Origin of the sequence: Streptomyces sp. Da 82-17, assembly GCF_046098215.1 — a bacterium.
Lineage (GTDB): Bacteria > Actinomycetota > Actinomycetes > Streptomycetales > Streptomycetaceae > Streptomyces.
Genome location: NZ_JBJURH010000006.1, coordinates 194,344 through 207,363 on the forward strand (window position 1 = coordinate 194,344; position 13,020 = coordinate 207,363).

Genomic DNA, 13,020 nt, shown 5'->3' on the forward strand with positions numbered 1-13,020 from the left:
GCCCTGACGCCCTGACGCCCTGACGCCCCGACGTTCTGGCGCCCCGACGTTCTGGCGTTCTGGCGCTTGCCAAGTACTTTGCAAACTAGCAGACTTTGCAAAGTAAGCCAGAGGATTGTGCTGAGGAGGGTGGCCGCGTGACCGAGGACAAGCTGCGGGAGCACGACGTACGGACGGCGCTGCTCGATCTGCTCGCCGAGGTCGGCGTCGTCACCGCGACCGAGGCCGCGTCCCGGCTCGGCTACAGCTCGGGGCTCTGCTCCTTCCACCTGCGGCAGCTCGCCCGGCACGGGCAGATCGAGGAGGCCCCGCACACCGGCGGCCGCGCCCGCCCCTGGCGCCTGCGTACCGACGAGCCTTCCGCGGCTGAGCCCTCCGAGGACCAATTCGGCGATCTGGCACGGGGGTTGGAGGACGAGAGCTGGCAGCGCTGGCTCAGCCGGCGCGACGAGGCGCCGGACGAGTGGCGGCACGACGAGGCCTTCAGCGCGGTCGCCTATCTGACGCCGGAGGAGATGAGCCGCGTCGCCGACGCCGTACGGCAGGCGCTCGCGCCCTACCAGGACCGTGAGCAGCGCCCGCTCGCCCGGCCGGAGGGAGCCCGTCCGGTGGCCCTCATCAGCCGACTCTTCCCGCTGCTCCCCGAGCCGGGGGTGGACGGCGCGCCGGACTGCTAGATCCCGGCAGATCACGGGGCGGGCTAATCCGCTCGACTCAGGCCCGCCCCTGCCGGTGAACTGGGGGCATGACTTACGACGACGACCACGCCTTCGCCGAGCTGTTGCCCGCCACCCGTAGAGCCCTGCTGCACCGGCTGGCCCGGGCGCAGTCCGAGGGGCGGGCGCCCTCGCTCGTCGCCGCCGTCGTACGGGACGGGCGGATCGTCTGGCACGGCGGGCGGGGTTCCGTGGCGGGAGGCGTTCCGGACACCGAAACCCAGTACCGCATCGGGTCGATCACCAAGACGTTCACCGCCGTCTTGGTGCTGCGGCTGCGCGACGAAGGGCTGCTGGACCTCACCGACCCGCTGGGCAAGCACCTGCCGAGCGCGGAGCTCGCGGCGGGCGTCGGCGAGGTGACGATCGGCCAACTGCTCGCCCACACCGGCGGGTTGGCGGCCGAGTCGCCCGCGCCGTGGTGGGAGCGCACGCCCGGCACCGTACGGCCCGAGCTCGCGGATGTGCTCGGGGAGGAGCCGTTCCGGCACCCGGCCGGGGTGCGGCACCACTACTCCAACCCCGGCTACACCCTGCTCGGCTCGCTCGTGGCGGAGTTGCGCGGGGCGCCCTGGGAGGAGGTGCTGCGCCGGGAGGTCCTGGAGCCGCTGGGGCTGCACCGTACGAGCGCACAGCCGGAGGCGCCGTACGCGCCCGGGCTGGCCGTCCACCCGTGGGCGGACGTGCTGCAGGCCGAGCCGGTGGAGGACCTGGGCCTGATGGCGCCGGCCGGTCAACTCTGGTCGACCACCGGGGACTTGGCGCGCTTCGCGACGTTCCTGGCCCAGGGCGACGAGCGCGTGCTGAGCGCCGATTCCGTACGGGAGATGCGCACGCCGGCGGCGCCGCCCGAGGCGGGGGACCGGTACATGGGGTACGGGCTCGGGATGCAGACGCTGCACGTGGACGGGCGGACGCTCGCCGGGCACATGGGCTCGCTGCCGGGGTTCCTGGCCGGGCTGCTCTTCAGCGAGCAGGACGGGGTCGGGGCGGTGGCGCTGGCCAACTGCACCTCGGGCCCGCTGGTCGGCTCGCTCGCCGCTGAGCTCGTGCAGACCGTCGTCGAGGCCGAGCCGCGCATCCCGGAGGCCTGGCGCCCGGCGGCCGAAGTCGACCAGGGCGTACTGGAGTTGGCGGGGCCCTGGTACTGGGGCACGCACGCCTTCGGGCTGCGCCTGCGCGGGGACGACGGGCTCGAACTCGGCCCGCTCGCCGGCCCCGGCCGCTCGGCCTCGTTCCGCGCGGAGGCCGACGGCACCTGGACGGGTCTCAACGGCTACTACGCGGGGGAGACGCTGCGCGCGGTCCGGCGGGAGGACGGCTCCCTGAGCCACCTCGACCTCGGCTCCTTCGTCTTCACCCGCGAGCCGTATGAGGCAGGGGCGCCGGTGCCGGGCGGGGCGGATCCTCGGGGGTGGGTCGGGGAGCAGTGAGCGGGCCTGGCGGTCGCGGCTGATGTGGCTGCGGGCCGGGGGGTCGTGTTTCACGTGAAACATGCGCCGTGAAACGCGTGCCAAGGGGTGTGCTGTGGGCGGCGTGCCGCCGAGGGAGGAGCGGGTGTGGACCCACGCGGCCGTCCCTAGCCCAGGCTCAGCTTGAACCCCACATGGGAAGCCTCGAAGCCGAGCCGCTCGTAGAAGCGGTGGGCGTCGACGCGGGTGGCGTCAGAGGTCAGCTGCACCAACTGGCAGTCCTGGCGGCGGGATTCGTCGACGGCCCACTCGATGAGCTGGGTGCCGAGGCCGCTGCCGCGCTCGTCGGCGTGGATGCGTACGCCCTCGATGATCGAGCGGGTCGCGCCGCGCCGGGACAGGCCGGGGATGACGGTCAGCTGGAGCGTGCCGACGACCCGCTCCTCGCGCAAGGCGACCACCACGTGCTGGTTGGGGTCGTCGACGAGCCGCGCGAGGGCCCGCTCGTACGGGGCGAGGTCGTCCGGGGACTCGCGCCGGGCGCCCAGGGGGTCGTCGGCGAGCATGGCCACGATGGCCGGCAGATCGGCGGCGGTGGCGGGGCGGATCGCAAGGTCTCCCATGAGGCGGCAGCCTACGCGGACCGGGGCTGCCCGCCTCACGGGCGGGGTACGACAGGCGCCACGGCTGGGCGCCACGGCTGCCTCAGTCGGGTACGACGACTGCCTCGGTCGGCTACGACGACTGCCCCAGACGGGGATGGCGGACGTTTCAGGCCGGAGCCGGAGCGTTCAGTTCCTCAACTGCCCTGACCAGCTGGGCCAGTTCGGGGTTCTGGGCCGCCTCGTCCAGGGCCTCGCGCAGTGCCTTGTCGTTGGTCGGGCGGGCCTCGGCGAGGAGCTGGGCGCCGGCCTCGCTGACGTCGGTGTAGATGCCGCGACGGTCGGTCGGGCAGAGGTACCGGGAGAGCAGGCCGCGGTCCTCGAGGCGGGTGACGAGGCGGGTGGTGGCGCTCTGGCTGAGCACGACCGCGTCGGCGACCTGCTTCATCTGCAGATGCCCGCCGGGGCCGTCGTGCTGACGGCTGAGGACGTCCAGGAGCGAGTACTCCCGGACGCTCAGTTCGTGCTTGGCCTGCAGCGCGCGCTCGATGTGCGACTCGATCTTGCCGTGAAGGGACGAGAGGGCGCACCAGCCCTGTGCGAGAGCGGTCAGTGCGGGGTCTGTCGCTGTCATGGGCTCCTGCCTCCCTGCCGAGTGGTCGCCGTCCCGGATGCGGCTGGCCTCCAGGATAGAGCACGTATGAAATATCCAGCGTGTGCAACTAGTGGGGGTCTGCAAGTATTCCCGGGGGGGCGGAGCCGGGGCCGGCCCCCGGTGCGGGACCGGGGGCCGCGGTCAGCCCGCGGCGACCGTGAGGGGTGCGAAGCGACGCGTCCAGTCGCCGGGCAGCTCGGGGATCCCATACGTCATGACCGCGTTGAAGCTCCAGGACTCCAGGCCCTGGGACTTCAGCCAGGACACCAGCTCCTCGTGCCGCACGTCGATGTCGGTGCGCAGCGGCCGGTCGGTGTGCGCGGCCAGGTCGGCGACGAGCGCCTTGGCGGTCTCGGTGTCCCGCGCGATCAGCGGGCCGACGACATGCGTGTCCATGTTCGGCCAGGCCGCCGCGTACCCGATGAGCTCGCCGCCGTCCTCCGCGACCCGCAGCTGGTCGGCGAAGGCGGGGAGGCGGGTGAGCATGGCGGTCCGGTCGGTGCCGAAGACCTCGCCGTCCAGGCGCAGGATCGCCTGCAGGTCCTCGGCCGTGGCGGGGCGGGTGCGTACGGAGGGGGCCTGGCCCGTGGGGCGGAAGGGGCCGCGGAGCATCTCGGCCCGGCCGGTTGTCTTGAAACCGAGCTCCTCGTACAGCGGACGCCCGTACTCCGTCGCGTGCAGGGTGAGCGGGGTCGAGCCGGCGGCGTCGACGACGTGCCGCATCAGTCGGCGGCCGACGCCCTGGCGTGCGTGCCGTTCGGCGACGAGGACCATGCCGATGGCCGCCAACTCCGGCCGCTCGGGCGGCCCGTACGACGTGACGACGCAGGCGCTGACCAGGCCGCCCTCGGGGTCGTCGATGCCGTAGCCGGTGCCGGCGGCGAGCAGCAGGCCCCACTTGTGTTCCTCGCGGGGCCAGCCGCGGTTCTCGGAGAGGTCCGCGCAGGCGGTCAGATCTCTCGGGGTGAGTCGGCGGACGGGCAGTGTGGAGAGCGAAGGTGTCGACACGCGGGTCAGGCTGTCTGACGTACACCCTTGGCGTCCACCGCATTACGGGAAGTGGGCCGGTGCTTTCGGCCACGCTTCGTCAGGCCCCAAGGCTTGAGGACGGAGATCACCGTCATGAAGAGGTACGCGGACAGGGAGACGATGGGTCCGGCCACCAGATCCGTCGGATCGACCACCGTGGAACCGGCGGCGACCGCCTCCGCCGCGTCCGAGACACCGGGGCGCAGCGCGAAGATCGACGCGGTGGTCGTGGCGAGCGTCAGCCAGAACTTGGTGTAGACCCAGCGGTGCCGGGCGAGGCCCCAGGGCGTACCGAGGGCGAGGACGAGTCCGCTCAGCAGGGTGAGCAGCGCGAGCGGGATGACCAGCCAGTCCGCGAAGAGCTTCATGGAGCGCACGGTGGCTTCGGTCATCGCCGGGGAGTCGGTGGTGATCGCCGTGATCGCGAGGGCCAGCAGACCGAGCGTCAGCCCGAGCCAGCCGGCGGCGGCGACTACATGGACAGCGAGGGTGGCCCGTCGTGTGGGGCGGTCTAGTTTCACGTGAAACACGGTCCCGCCGAGGGGCGGGCGCGCGCGTCTGACGGGGGGAGTAAGCGCGGCTACTCGCTCTGTCGTACCCCGGGTGTACTCGGCGTAGCCGGTGAGCTGCGGGCACTGAAATCGACTGTGGCGAAGGTCAATTGAGGAATTGCACACGTCGGCCGCGTCGAATTCCTTACGAGGGGTGAGGGGCTTGTGCGCTCTGCTACTGCCGGTATGGTCGACTCCGGATTGTCTCGCGCGCGCCGGGGGGTGCGTACGGGACGGAGATCGCGAAGCCTAGGAACGGGGAGGGGATCAGGCACCGGATTCCCGCTATTGGTCCGGTGTGAACACACGGGGTTGCAGCCTGCGTTGGCAGGGTTGCGGGCAATATCACATTCCGAGCTACTCGTCCGTAATGGGTGGTAGGTCGGGGTTCAATGTGGGCCCAATTCCTTCGGGTGCAGAGCGGGGGAAAGACCGAGCGCTTTCCCTACGGAAAGTGCACAGACCGACCGAAAGATGTTCGAGGCGAGGCAAAGAATGGACGCTCCGACCACCAAGTCGGCCGACAGCGGCTCTTCCGGCGATGACGGGGGCGGATGGTTCACCCCGCGCAAGAAGACGACGAACCCGGCCGCCGCATCGGCGGAGCACCCTGCGCCGGAACCCTCCGTGTCTTCGGACCCGCCCGCGTACCAGGGGCCGTGGCGTGACGGCCGCGAGCAGGAGCGCCGGGAGCAGGAGCGCCGCGAGCAGGTGCTGCGTGAGCAGCAGCGGCGCGAGCAGGAACAGCGCGTTCCGCAGGGCCGTACGCCGAGCAGCGGCGCCCCGGACTACCGAGGTCCCGACCAGCACCGAAGCCCGGACCAGCACCGAGGCCCGGACGCGCGCATAGCCGAGGGGCGGGTGCCCGAGGGTGGTCGTGTGCCCGAGGCGCGTCGGCCCCCGGAAGCGCGGACTCCAGTCCCGCCTCAAGGTCACGCACCGGCCCCGCCTCAAGGCCACGCTCCGGCCCCGTCTCAAGGCCACGCCCCGGCCCAGCCCGCAGCGACTCAGCCCGCCGGGCAGGCCGCCCCGCCCTCCGTGTCGGGCCCGGCTTCTGGCCCCGCTTCCGCATCGGGCCCGGCCGCAGGCCCTGCTTCCGCCTCCGGCTCCGTGCCCGGCTCGGCGTTCTTCTCCAAGCCCAAGTCCGGGGCCACCGCGCTCGCCGAGCCGCCCGCCGCGCCCCAGGCAACCGCACCTGCCGCAGCCCCGGCGTCCACACCGGCCCCGGCGTCCACCGCAGCCCCGGGCCCCGCCGCCGTCTCCGAGGCGCAGCCCTCGCCGGACGCGGTCCTCATCCAGCGGACGATGGCCGAGGTCGGCCCGGTCGCCGACAAGGTCACCTCGTACTTCTACGCGCTGCTCTTCCTGCGCCACCCCGACCTGCGGATGCTGTTCCCCGCGTCGATGGACACCCAGCGCGACCGGCTCCTGAAGGCGCTGCTCACCGCCGCCGAGAACCTCGACAACACCGAGGTCCTGGTCCCGTACCTGAAGAACCTCGGCCGTGGGCACCGCAAGTACGGCACCGAGCCCGAGCACTACCCGGCCGTCGGCGAGGCGCTGATCGGCGCGCTCAGCCGGTACGCGAGCAGCACATGGGACGAGGAGACCGAGGCCGCCTGGGTGCGGACCTACACGACCATCTCCCAGATCATGATCGACTCGGCCGCCGAGGACGAACAGCGGGCGCCCGCCTGGTGGTTCGGCGAGGTCGTCTCGCACGAGCTGCGCACGCCCGACATCGCGGTGATCACCGTCCGGCCCGACCAGCCGTACCCGTTCCTCGCCGGGCAGTACGCCAGCCTGGAGACGCCGTGGTGGCCGCGGGTCTGGCGGCACTACTCGTTCGCCTCCGCGCCCCGCTCCGACGGGCTGCTCACCTTCCACGTCAAGGCCATCCCCGCGGGCTGGGTGTCCAACGCCCTCGTGCACCGCGCCCGGCCCGGCGACACCGTCCGGCTCGGGCCGCCCGCCGGCAGCATGACCGTCGACCACGCCACCGACAACGGGCTGCTCTGTGTGGGCGGCGGTACCGGTATCGCGCCGATCAAGGCCCTCGTCGAGGACATCGCCGAGCACGGCCGGCGCCGCCCGGTCGAGGTCTTCTACGGCGCCCGCAGCGACCACGACCTCTACGACATCGACACCATGCTCCAGCTCCAGGACACCCACCCCTGGCTGTCGGTGCGCCCAGTGATCGACACGTTCGACCAGCAGGGTCACCGCGGCCAGCTCCCGGACGCGGTCAAGGAGTTCGGCCCCTGGGACACGTACGACGCGTACCTCTCGGGACCGCCCGGGATGATCCGCAACGGCGTGCACGCCCTGAAGGACGCGGGCATTCCGGCGAACCGCATCCGCCACGACTCGCTCGAGGAACTCGTCGGCGCCGGGGTCTAGGCCCTGTCTTCGATCTCCCGTCTGCCCCGCGGCGATTGAAGACAGGACCTAGCCGCGCCTGGCTCCGAGGTCCGGCCCCGGGCCCGCGCCCAGCCCGGCTCCGCCAGGGAGTCAGCCCAGGTCCGGGGCGTGCATCGCGCGTACGCCCTCGATGTTGCCGTCGAGATAGTGCCGCAGCGAGAGCGGGACCAGGTGGACCGAGGCGATGCCGACACGGGTGAAGGGGATCCGCACGATCTCGTACTCGCCGGCGGGCTCCTCGACCTCCGGGCCGTGGCGCTGCGAGGTGTCCATGGACTCCAGACGGCAGACGAAGAAGTGCTGCACCTTCACGCCGGTGGCGCCGCCGTCCGCGCCGATGTGCTCCACCGTGTCGACGAAGCAGGGCACGACATCGGTGATCTTCGCGCCGAGCTCCTCGTGCACTTCACGGTGCAGGGCGTCGACCACGGTCGTGTCCTCGGGCTCGACTCCCCCGCCGGGCGTCACCCAGTACGGATCGACTCCCGGCTTGGTGCGCTTGATCAGGATCAAGTCGTTGCCGTCGAGGAGGACGGCTCGGGCGGTGCGCTTGACCACGGGTCGGACGGTCATGGAAGAAATGTGGCCCGCGATGTTCCACGTGAAACACGACGCGCGAAGGTTCGTTTCCCGCGCCCCGCTCCAGCAGCCCACCCGCCCCGGCACTGCTGCCGCTCAGCCCCAGTCCGCCGCAGCCCGCAGCAGCCAGTCGTGGGCCCGCGCGATGTGCGGCAGGGCGAGCGTCCCGGTGCGAACCACCAGGAAGTACGTCCGCAGCGGCGGCACATCCGGATCGAGCAGCGCCACCACGTCCCCGCGCTCCAGGGCCTGCGCACAGAGATAGCGCGGCAGTACGGAGAGCCCCGCGCCGGCCGTGACACAGGCGAGCGCCGCCCGCAGATCGGGGGCGACGACCGCGCCGGACGCGGCGGGCCGGGTGTCGAGGACGGCGGTCCAGTAGCGCGTGACCAGCGGCAGCGACTCGTGCACCTCGACCACCGGCAGCGCCGCCAGCTCGCCCGCGTCCCACGGGCCCGCACCGCCGAGCCGCTTCATCAGCTCCGGGGCCGCGACCAGTACGTGCTCCTCGTCGCAGAGCGCAGTCGCGGTCAGGAGCGGGCCGCGCGGGCGGGCCGTCGTGATGGCCAGATCGTGATGCCCGGCGGCGAGGCCTTCGAGGACCTCCTCGGCCGTGCCGAACGAGGCGCGCAATGCGTACGCCCGGCCGTCCTCGCCGGTGAGAGCGGTGAGCGCGGGCAGGGCGCGCTCCGCGGTGAACTCGGGCGGGCCCGCGAGATGCAGGGTGCGGGACGGGGACTCCTCGTCCGGGACGCTCTCGGCGATCTCCACCAGGGCGTCCAGATGCGGGGCCGCCTTGTGCGCGAGCTCGTCGCCGATCGTCGTGGGCGTCACCCCGCGGGCCTGGCGGAGGAAGAGGGGGCGGCCCAACTGCCGCTCCAGCGTGCGTATCTGGGAGGTGACGGCCGGCTGGGAGAGGCCCAGGAGAGCGGCGGCGCGGGTGAAGGAGCCGGCCCGGTGCACGGCCACGAAGGTGCGCAGCAAGGCCAGGTCCATGCGATGCCCACTCCCCTCAAGCCCCCGCAGGCACCCAACTATAAATAAGTCGATAGGTCTCTGTCGCTACTGTGATTGGACACTGACACAGAGTCAACTAGCCTTGTACGCACGGTTCTTCGCCTGCGGAGCGGTACTCGCCCGCGTGCGGAACCGCGACGGTCCGAGCCACGAGGGGGGAGGCTCGGACCGTCCGCAGCGGGGCACGCCGCCTGTCGTCACACGGTCTCGTCCAGCGCCCGCAGCACGTCCGCCACCAGATCCTCCGGGTCCTCAGCGCCGACCGAGAAGCGGATGAAGCCCTCCGGTACGGCGTCCCCGCCCCAGCGCGCCCGGCGCTCGGCGGTGGAGCGCACGCCGCCGAAGCTCGTCGCGTCCTCGACGAGATGCAGGGCCGCGAGGAACCGCTCCGCGCGCTCGCGCGAGGCCAGCGTGAAGCAGACGACGCTGCCGAAGCGCCGCATCTGCTGCGCGGCCACCTTGTGCGAAGGATCCTCCGGCAGCCCCGGGTACCGCAGCCCCGTCACGTCGGCGCGCGTGCGCAGCGCCTCCGCGATCGCCAGGGCGTTCTCCACCTGCCGGTCGAGGCGCAGCTGCAGCGTCGCCAGGGAGCGGTGGGCGAGCCAGGCCTCCATCGGGCCGGGGATCGCGCCGACGATCTTGCGCCAGCGCCGCACCCCCGCCATCGCCTCCGCGTCGCGCCCGGTCACGTACCCGAGCAGCAGGTCGCCGTGGCCGGTGAGGCCCTTCGTGCCGCTGGCCACCGAGAAGTCGGCGCCGAGCTCCAGGGGACGCTGGCCGAGCGGCGTGGCCAGGGTGTTGTCGACGGCCACCTTGGCGCCCTGCGCATGTGCGGCGGCCACAAGGCGGCGGACATCGCAGACGTCGAGGCCCGGGTTGGACGGCGTCTCGATCCACAGCAGCTTCGCGCCCTCCAGGACGTCCAGCTGGGCGTCGCCGCCCGTCGGAGCGGTGCGCACCTCGACGCCGTACGCCCGCAGCTGCTCGTGCGCGAGGGGCAGGGCCTGGTAGCCGTCGTTCGGCATGACGACGACGTCGCCGGAGCGCAGCTGCGAGAAGAGCACGGCGGAGATCGCGGCCATGCCGGAGGCGAACGCGAGGGTCTCCACCTCGGTGTCGGGCGCCTCCAGTTCGCCGATCGCGCGCTCAAGCAGCGTCCACGTCGGGTTCTCGTCGCGGCCGTAGGTGTACGGGCCCGTCGGCTCGCCGGACAGGTGGAAGTGGGCGGCGAACACCGGCCCGGGAAGCGTCGGTTCGTGCTTCACCGGCTCCGGAAGCCCCGCGCGCACAGCCCGCGTACCGTCCCCGGCCGCGCCCCGACCGTCCCCGGCCGAGCCCTGAATTCCGCGTTCCGTCATGCCGCACCCCTCTCGTTCAGCGCCTCCTGGACCGCGGCGAGCAGCCCGGGCGACGCGGCCTCGACCAGTTCGAGGCACTCGTCAAAGCCGTCCGTACCGCCGTAATAAGGATCCGGAACGTCGAGATCCACGGCGGCGGGATCGTACGAGCGCAGCAGCCGCACCTTGGCGGCGGCGTCCGGGGTGGGTGCCAGGCGGCGCAGGTCGCGCAGGTGGCCGGAGTCGAGCGCGATCACGAGGTCGAGCCGGGCGAACCAGTCGGCGCTGAACTGCCGTGCCGCGTGGGCGCTTTCGTACCCGGCGGCGAGCAGTACGGACACCGTGCGCGGGTCCGCCGCGTCGCCCACGTGCCAGCCGCCGGTGCCCGCGCTGTCCACCTCGACCAGGCCGGAGAGCCCGGCCTCCTCGATGCGCGCGCGGAAGACCGACTCGGCCATGGGGGACCGGCAGATGTTGCCGGTGCAGACGAAGCAGACGCGGAAGGGGTCGTTCATGGTGCGGCGTCAGTCCTTGTCGTCCGGCAGGACCACGTTCATCGCCCAGGAGACGACGCTGATGATCAAGCCACCCAGTACGGCGGTCCAGAATCCGTCGACGCGGAAACTCAGCGAGAGCTGCTCGGCCAGCCACGACGTGAGCAGCAGCATCAGCGCGTTCACGACGAGCGTGATCAGGCCGAGGGTGAGGATGAACAGCGGGAACGTCAGCAACTTCACGACCGGCTTGACCAGGAAATTCACCAGGCCGAAAACCAGCGCGACGAGGATGAGCGTGATCACCTTCTTGGGAGTGCTGTTCCCGGTGAGAGTGATCTTGTCCAGAAGCCAGATGGCCACGGCGAGCGCCGCCGAGTTGGCGACCGTCTTGACTACGAAATTCTTCATGTGTCTGATCGTGGCAGACGTGATCGGCGCCGGACACCGGCGTACGGCAGCAGTGAGGGCGGGCAGGTAGATGAAAGCATTCCGGCTGGACGAGCTCGAGGTCGAGCGGGCCGAGAACCAGGGGGCCTATCTGCAGTTTCTGCGGGAACGGAACATGTCTGTCGGCCTGTACGCGCTGAACGCCGGAGAGACCGACCCGCAGAAACCGCACCACCAGGACGAGGTCTACTTCGTCGCCAGCGGCCGGGCCGCGATCACCGTCGGCGACGAGACCACGACGGTCAGCCGGGGCAGCGTCGTCTACGTACCGGCCGGGGTCCCGCACCGCTTCCACCACATCAGCGAGGACCTGCGCGTCCTCGTCGTCTTCTCACCGCCCGAGGGCTGAGCCCCGCGGACCGTCGGCAGCGGCATTCCCTAGGGGACGGTTCAGGGAAGGACCGGGGATCGGCGGGCCCCGACGGCCCGGTCCCCCGCCTAGCATCGAAGTCAGCAGCCCGGGACTCCTCCAGGACCCCGGGAAACCCGGGGGAAGCGGAAGGAGAACGCGATGGCCGTGCAGGAGATGTTCCAGGGACTGCCCTGGTGGGTGAAGTGGGTCGCGGTGCCGGCGATCGCGCTCGTCGTGTTCGGCGGCCTGATCGCCTCGGTGGCCGCGTTCCTCATCGGCCTGCTCTTCAAGGTCCTGCTCTTCGCGGCCCTCGTCGGCGGACTCATCTACGTCGTACGGAAGTTCATGTCGTCCTCGTCGTCACGGGGCGACTGGTAGCGGCTCGGGCGAGTTTCGCTCGGCCGAGGGAATCTTTCGGCCAGGAGGGTCGCCGAGGCCCTCACGGCGTTAGAGTCCGGAAGCAGCGACGCGGGGTGTGTCTCCGGGCAGCCCTGCTTCCCCCACGGGGGGCTCCCCCCACGCGCCACGGGAGTTGGACCTTGGCCACGGCAGTCAGCACCCCCGCACCGACCCTCATCGGCTCCGTACAACGGGCGATGCGCCTCCTGGAGGCCGTCGCCGCGCATGCCGACGGAGCGCCCGCCAAGCAGCTCGCCAGAGAGGCCGGGCTGCCGCTGCCCACGGCGTACCACCTGCTGCGCACCCTCACGCACGAGGGCTATCTCCGCCGGGACCAGGGGGTGTTCGTCTTCGGGCCGGCCGCCGAGCGGCTGACCAGCAGCGGTGCGGAGCAGAATCGTCGCAGCAAGATCGGTGACGTGCTCGCGCACTGGCGGGACGCGATCGGCGTGCCGGTCTACTTCGCGGTGTACCGCGAGGGCGAGGTCGAAGTCGTGGACATCGCCGACAAACCCGGCAGCCCCGCGGTCGAGGAGTGGGCGGACTTCCGGCAGACCGCGCACGCCCACGCGATCGGCCAGTGCCTGCTCTCCCAGCTCGACGAGGACGACCGGCGCGAGCACCTCTCCCGCTACCCCGCGCAGTCGATCACGCCGTACACCGTCCGGGACGGCGGGACACTGATGCGGCGCCTGGACCGGATGGGGCGCATGCAACCCGTCGTGGAACAGCAGGAGTACGCGCTGGGTACGGTCTGCGCGGCCGTGCCCATCACCGTCGGCACCACCGCGGCGACGCTCGCTATCTCGCTGCCCCTGCATCAGCGGGGCCGACTGCTGCCTGCGGTGCGCGAGTTGCAGAGCGATGTCGGCCGGAAGCTAGCCACGCTGGCGTTCTCTATCAGTATCTGAAAACTCACTCCTTGTGATCTCTTCAGTACGTTGAGCAAGATGCCCTCAGGGTCGGGAAGATGAATCCGGTTCAACTCAACGGCACAGCAACGGGG

At 71.5% G+C, this 13,020-nt stretch carries 15 protein-coding genes; 6 read left to right on the forward strand and 9 right to left on the reverse strand.

What is annotated here, in order from left to right:
* Window positions 1-137: 137 nt before the first annotated feature.
* Both ACIDOF_RS12635 and ACIDOF_RS12640 read left to right on the forward strand, forming a co-directional pair.
* Entirely contained in the window at window positions 138-677 is a 540-nt protein-coding gene (locus tag ACIDOF_RS12635) for a winged helix-turn-helix domain-containing protein (RefSeq protein ID WP_409005911.1), read from the forward strand.
* 68 nt (window positions 678-745) lie between these two features.
* Window positions 746-2,149 (forward strand): serine hydrolase domain-containing protein, encoded by a 1,404-nt coding sequence (locus ACIDOF_RS12640; RefSeq protein ID WP_409005912.1) that lies wholly within the window; start codon window positions 746-748, stop codon window positions 2,147-2,149.
* Window positions 2,150-2,295: 146 nt separating this feature from the next.
* Here the strand turns inward: ACIDOF_RS12640 and ACIDOF_RS12645 are convergent, their stop codons facing one another.
* The 4 genes from ACIDOF_RS12645 to ACIDOF_RS12660 all read right to left on the reverse strand — a co-directional run bounded on the left by ACIDOF_RS12645 (window position 2,296) and on the right by ACIDOF_RS12660 (window position 4,935).
* Window positions 2,296-2,751 carry a GNAT family N-acetyltransferase gene (locus tag ACIDOF_RS12645; RefSeq protein ID WP_409005913.1) on the reverse strand — a complete coding sequence of 152 codons (456 nt, stop codon included), beginning with the start codon at window positions 2,749-2,751 and terminating at the stop codon, window positions 2,296-2,298.
* A 148-nt stretch (window positions 2,752-2,899) separates the two neighbouring features.
* A complete protein-coding gene (locus ACIDOF_RS12650) occupies window positions 2,900-3,364 on the reverse strand; it encodes a MarR family winged helix-turn-helix transcriptional regulator (RefSeq protein ID WP_409005914.1) in 465 nt (154 codons plus the stop codon).
* A gap of 162 nt (window positions 3,365-3,526) precedes the next feature.
* Window positions 3,527-4,393 (reverse strand): GNAT family N-acetyltransferase, encoded by an 867-nt coding sequence (locus ACIDOF_RS12655; RefSeq protein ID WP_409005915.1) that lies wholly within the window; start codon window positions 4,391-4,393, stop codon window positions 3,527-3,529.
* 5 nt (window positions 4,394-4,398) lie between these two features.
* Window positions 4,399-4,935 carry a DUF2269 domain-containing protein gene (locus ACIDOF_RS12660; protein ID WP_409005916.1) on the reverse strand — a complete coding sequence of 179 codons (537 nt, stop codon included), beginning with the start codon at window positions 4,933-4,935 and terminating at the stop codon, window positions 4,399-4,401.
* A 525-nt stretch (window positions 4,936-5,460) separates the two neighbouring features.
* Here ACIDOF_RS12660 and ACIDOF_RS12665 point away from each other — a divergent pair.
* A complete protein-coding gene (locus ACIDOF_RS12665; RefSeq protein WP_409005917.1) occupies window positions 5,461-7,365 on the forward strand; it encodes a globin domain-containing protein in 1,905 nt (634 codons plus the stop codon).
* Between the two features lie 111 nt (window positions 7,366-7,476).
* Here the strand turns inward: ACIDOF_RS12665 and ACIDOF_RS12670 are convergent, their stop codons facing one another.
* From ACIDOF_RS12670 to ACIDOF_RS12690, 5 genes are all read right to left on the reverse strand, one after another.
* Window positions 7,477-7,959: an NUDIX domain-containing protein gene (locus tag ACIDOF_RS12670; protein ID WP_409005918.1), complete on the reverse strand. Its 483-nt coding sequence runs from the start codon at window positions 7,957-7,959 to the stop codon at window positions 7,477-7,479.
* Between the two features lie 102 nt (window positions 7,960-8,061).
* Window positions 8,062-8,961 carry a LysR family transcriptional regulator gene (locus ACIDOF_RS12675; RefSeq protein WP_409005919.1) on the reverse strand — a complete coding sequence of 300 codons (900 nt, stop codon included), beginning with the start codon at window positions 8,959-8,961 and terminating at the stop codon, window positions 8,062-8,064.
* A 218-nt stretch (window positions 8,962-9,179) separates the two neighbouring features.
* The gene (locus ACIDOF_RS12680; protein WP_409005920.1) at window positions 9,180-10,340 is read right to left on the reverse strand and encodes a cystathionine gamma-lyase; all 1,161 of its coding nucleotides are present in this window, start codon (window positions 10,338-10,340) and stop codon (window positions 9,180-9,182) included.
* Window positions 10,337-10,834, reverse strand: coding sequence for a low molecular weight protein-tyrosine-phosphatase (locus ACIDOF_RS12685; protein ID WP_409005921.1), 498 nt, complete (start codon window positions 10,832-10,834; stop codon window positions 10,337-10,339). Before ACIDOF_RS12685 ends, ACIDOF_RS12680 begins: the two co-directional genes overlap by 4 nt.
* 9 nt (window positions 10,835-10,843) lie before the next feature.
* Window positions 10,844-11,224, reverse strand: coding sequence for a phage holin family protein (locus ACIDOF_RS12690; RefSeq protein WP_409005922.1), 381 nt, complete (start codon window positions 11,222-11,224; stop codon window positions 10,844-10,846).
* Window positions 11,225-11,294: 70 nt separating this feature from the next.
* Between ACIDOF_RS12690 and ACIDOF_RS12695 the strand changes: the two genes are divergently transcribed.
* From ACIDOF_RS12695 to ACIDOF_RS12705, 3 genes are all read left to right on the forward strand, one after another.
* Entirely contained in the window at window positions 11,295-11,612 is a 318-nt protein-coding gene (locus ACIDOF_RS12695; protein WP_409005923.1) for a cupin domain-containing protein, read from the forward strand.
* Window positions 11,613-11,780: 168 nt separating this feature from the next.
* Window positions 11,781-11,993, forward strand: coding sequence for a DUF5326 family protein (locus ACIDOF_RS12700; RefSeq protein WP_409006090.1), 213 nt, complete (start codon window positions 11,781-11,783; stop codon window positions 11,991-11,993).
* A gap of 161 nt (window positions 11,994-12,154) precedes the next feature.
* Window positions 12,155-12,925, forward strand: coding sequence for an IclR family transcriptional regulator (locus tag ACIDOF_RS12705; protein WP_409005924.1), 771 nt, complete (start codon window positions 12,155-12,157; stop codon window positions 12,923-12,925).
* The last annotated feature ends 95 nt before the right edge of the window (window positions 12,926-13,020 follow it).

Coding starts and splice junctions, on each gene's coding strand:
- ACIDOF_RS12640 (WP_409005912.1), top strand. CDS start 746: ATGACTTACGACGACGACCACGCCTTCGCCGAGCTGTTGCCCGCCACC.
- ACIDOF_RS12645 (WP_409005913.1), bottom strand. CDS start 2,751: ATGGGAGACCTTGCGATCCGCCCCGCCACCGCCGCCGATCTGCCGGCC.
- ACIDOF_RS12650 (WP_409005914.1), bottom strand. CDS start 3,364: ATGACAGCGACAGACCCCGCACTGACCGCTCTCGCACAGGGCTGGTGC.
- ACIDOF_RS12665 (WP_409005917.1), top strand. CDS start 5,461: ATGGACGCTCCGACCACCAAGTCGGCCGACAGCGGCTCTTCCGGCGAT.
- ACIDOF_RS12670 (WP_409005918.1), bottom strand. CDS start 7,959: ATGACCGTCCGACCCGTGGTCAAGCGCACCGCCCGAGCCGTCCTCCTC.
- ACIDOF_RS12675 (WP_409005919.1), bottom strand. CDS start 8,961: ATGGACCTGGCCTTGCTGCGCACCTTCGTGGCCGTGCACCGGGCCGGC.
- ACIDOF_RS12680 (WP_409005920.1), bottom strand. CDS start 10,340: ATGACGGAACGCGGAATTCAGGGCTCGGCCGGGGACGGTCGGGGCGCG.
- ACIDOF_RS12685 (WP_409005921.1), bottom strand. CDS start 10,834: ATGAACGACCCCTTCCGCGTCTGCTTCGTCTGCACCGGCAACATCTGC.
- ACIDOF_RS12690 (WP_409005922.1), bottom strand. CDS start 11,224: ATGAAGAATTTCGTAGTCAAGACGGTCGCCAACTCGGCGGCGCTCGCC.
- ACIDOF_RS12695 (WP_409005923.1), top strand. CDS start 11,295: ATGAAAGCATTCCGGCTGGACGAGCTCGAGGTCGAGCGGGCCGAGAAC.